Annotated in this window: 3 protein-coding genes; all 3 read right to left on the bottom strand. The window is 59.2% G+C overall.

Annotated features, from left to right (window positions below):
- Positions 1-1,107, bottom strand: a 1,107-nt coding sequence (locus Q7U76_12640; protein ID MDO8357230.1) for a PQQ-dependent sugar dehydrogenase, incomplete at its 3' end; no start/stop codon positions are given.
- A gap of 19 nt (positions 1,108-1,126) precedes the next feature.
- The gene (locus tag Q7U76_12635; GenBank protein MDO8357229.1) at positions 1,127-1,609 is read right to left on the bottom strand and encodes a hypothetical protein; all 483 of its coding nucleotides are present in this window, start codon (positions 1,607-1,609) and stop codon (positions 1,127-1,129) included.
- A 280-nt stretch (positions 1,610-1,889) separates the two neighbouring features.
- On the bottom strand, positions 1,890-2,597 hold a 708-nt coding region (locus Q7U76_12630; protein MDO8357228.1), incomplete at its 5' end, for an aminotransferase class III-fold pyridoxal phosphate-dependent enzyme.

Here is a 2,597-nt window from a genome sequence, read left to right as displayed (position 1 = left end):
GTAATCCGCAAAAAAGAAGTTGCCCGCGTAGGCGGCAGGATATTGCGCCCCGGTAAAAATCGCGCCTCCGATCACACTGCTGCCAACCGTGTGATCATAGGTGTAGATCGGGTTCGTCACGACCGCCGGCGTGAGCGGCTGACAGTCTGTCGGAAAGGAGGCCTGATACGTCGGCTGCTGCCCTGTCCCTTCAAAGCAGGGCCACCCGTAGTTGGCTCCCGGCGCACCTTTATTGATTTCCTCCCAGTTGTTCCACCCGACATCACCGATAAACGGGGTGCCGGTGGTCGGATGCAGGCTAAACCGAAAGGGATTCCGGAGCCCATAGGCCCAAACCTTAGAACGAATGCTATTGGTCCCATCATTAAAGGGATTCGGCGTAAGCGGAGCACGGGGGGCAGTTCCATCCGGTTTGATGCGGAGGATCTTTCCAGCATAGCTATCGAGACTTTGGGACCGAAGGGCCTGCACGCTGGCAAAGCTCGCCGAGGTGCCATCTCCGTGACTGGCAAAGAGCGTTCCGTCCGGGTGGAATCGGAGACTGCCGACCGAATGCGTATAACTGTCCGTCGGGATACAGTCCGCCCCCTCGGGATAGTTGCTACAGGGGGGCACATCGAGGGTTCCTAATAGAATGATCTCACTATCGGCCAACATCACGTCTGGATTGTCCGGATCGGCAGTCACTCGGCTCAGGTGGCCGGTCTTGGGGGTCGTATCGTTGGGATTGCCCCCGGCCTCGTACGTGTAGAACAGGTAGATCCAGCCATTGGCCGCAAAGTTCGGGTCCAGCGCCACGCCCAAAAAACCATGATCGCTGTAGGTGTTGACCTTGCTGGAAAAATTTAAGAACGGGGTGGGCAGGAGGACGCCATTTTTGACAATACGAACGACCCCGTCACGCTGCCAGATGAAAATTCTCCCGTCCGGCGCGAAGGTGACACCCACCGGCTTATAGGGCGCGAGGGTGGCGACCGTTTCCGAGAAAAACCCCGCATCATTGAAGGTGATGGCCTCTAGGCGCGGCGGCGCGACCAGGACCATGAGGAGCAGCAAGAAGCCCGGCAGCAGCACCGGTGTAACACCACGTCTCGAAGTTGTGCTCACGAGTGAAACCTTTCTCTATCTATAGCGAACGCGTTGGGTGCTGCTGCCGGGCGGCCGCCCAGCCAGGGCGACGGCCTGGCTCGTGGCCTAACCCGATGGCGATGTTTGTGCAACGACGAGCATGGGCCGACCACGCGACGGCGTGGATGGTCGGCCGCCGCTGCGAGGACAGGCCCGTTGTGCCGCGGGCCTCTTTATCGAAAATCGCATTGAGGCCCGTGCTCCGTGCCACCATTTCAAACACTTCTTTCAGTTTCGCATTCTGAAACCGGAGCGTAATCGGTTGGCTTGACGTTCCGATGCTCTTGGCCGCCAGCTGGCGGGCCGTGCCCTGCGTAATGCCGGCCAGTGCCTCGGCCAGGTCCGGGTTCGCCTCCGCCGCCTGTTCATACGCCGTCAACGCCTCCTCAAGCCGACGCAATCCGCGGTGGTGGCGGCGAGGAGAAAGAGGAGACCTGCCGGGCGGAGGGTGTGGTGCCTCACTCAAAATACGTAGGGTCATTTTCTTCCGGCGCGGCGCGTGGACTTTCTCGAGCGGTGACGAGTCGTGCGTTCACCCCACGGCTTCTTCATAATCTATTAGACGCGGGTTTCATTGTTCGTGCAATCATGAAAAATGGATAAGGCTACCCCTACTAAAGTAGGGAGGGCAGTGAGTGGGGTGCCTTGGCGGGGGCGCGAGGGAGACAGGACTGACACGATCAGCTGCAACGTGGCTCAGGTGGGCGCAGGGCACGTAGTGATTTTTCTTAGTTTCCCCGTGTCATCGCCCGCGGCCAGACTCACCTCTTATCCTGTGCCTGTGCGATAGCGTATCGCAGGGTCTCGATCATGTGCCGCAACTCTTGTAATGTGGTCGAGAGGGGCGGAATGAGCACGATGATGTGTCCGAGCGGGCGAAGGAGTAGTCCACGTTGCAGGGCGATCCTGCACACGCGGTGTCCCATGCGAGCTTCGAGCGGGTAGGGGGTCCGCGTTTTCTTGTCCTCCACCAGTTCGATGGCTGCCATGAATCCCGTCTGACGAATGTCCCCTACTTGTGGCAGTTGCCACAGTGGATGCAGAAGTCGCGCCATCGTCTTGATCTTGGGTTGCAGCCGGGCGAGCGTCTTCTCTTTCTTGAGCACTTCAAGGTTGGCTAGCGCCACGGCGCAGCCGAGTGGATTACCGGTATAGCTGTGGCCGTGGAAGAAGGTTTTGTAGTCTTCGTACCTTCCGAGAAACCCCTTGTAGATCTCTTCAGTGGTCAAGGTCGCGGCCAACGGCATGTAGCCGCCGGTGAGTCCTTTGCTGATCGCCATCAAGTCCGGCGTCACCCCCTCATGTTGGCAGGCGAACATTTTCCCAGTGCGGCCGAAGCCGGTGGCCACTTCATCGGCGATCAAGAGCACCTGATATTTCGTGCAGAGTTCGCGCACTCGTGTGAGATAGCCCGGTGGGGCGGTGATCATGCCGGCAGCAGCTTGGACTAATGGCTCAATGATGAAGCC

The sequence above is a fragment of the Nitrospirota bacterium genome, assembly GCA_030645475.1.
In the GTDB taxonomy this organism is placed as follows: Bacteria; Nitrospirota; Nitrospiria; order Nitrospirales; family Nitrospiraceae; genus Palsa-1315.
Note: the sequence above shows the minus strand (reverse complement) of the source record. Positions and strands in the feature narration are given on the sequence as shown.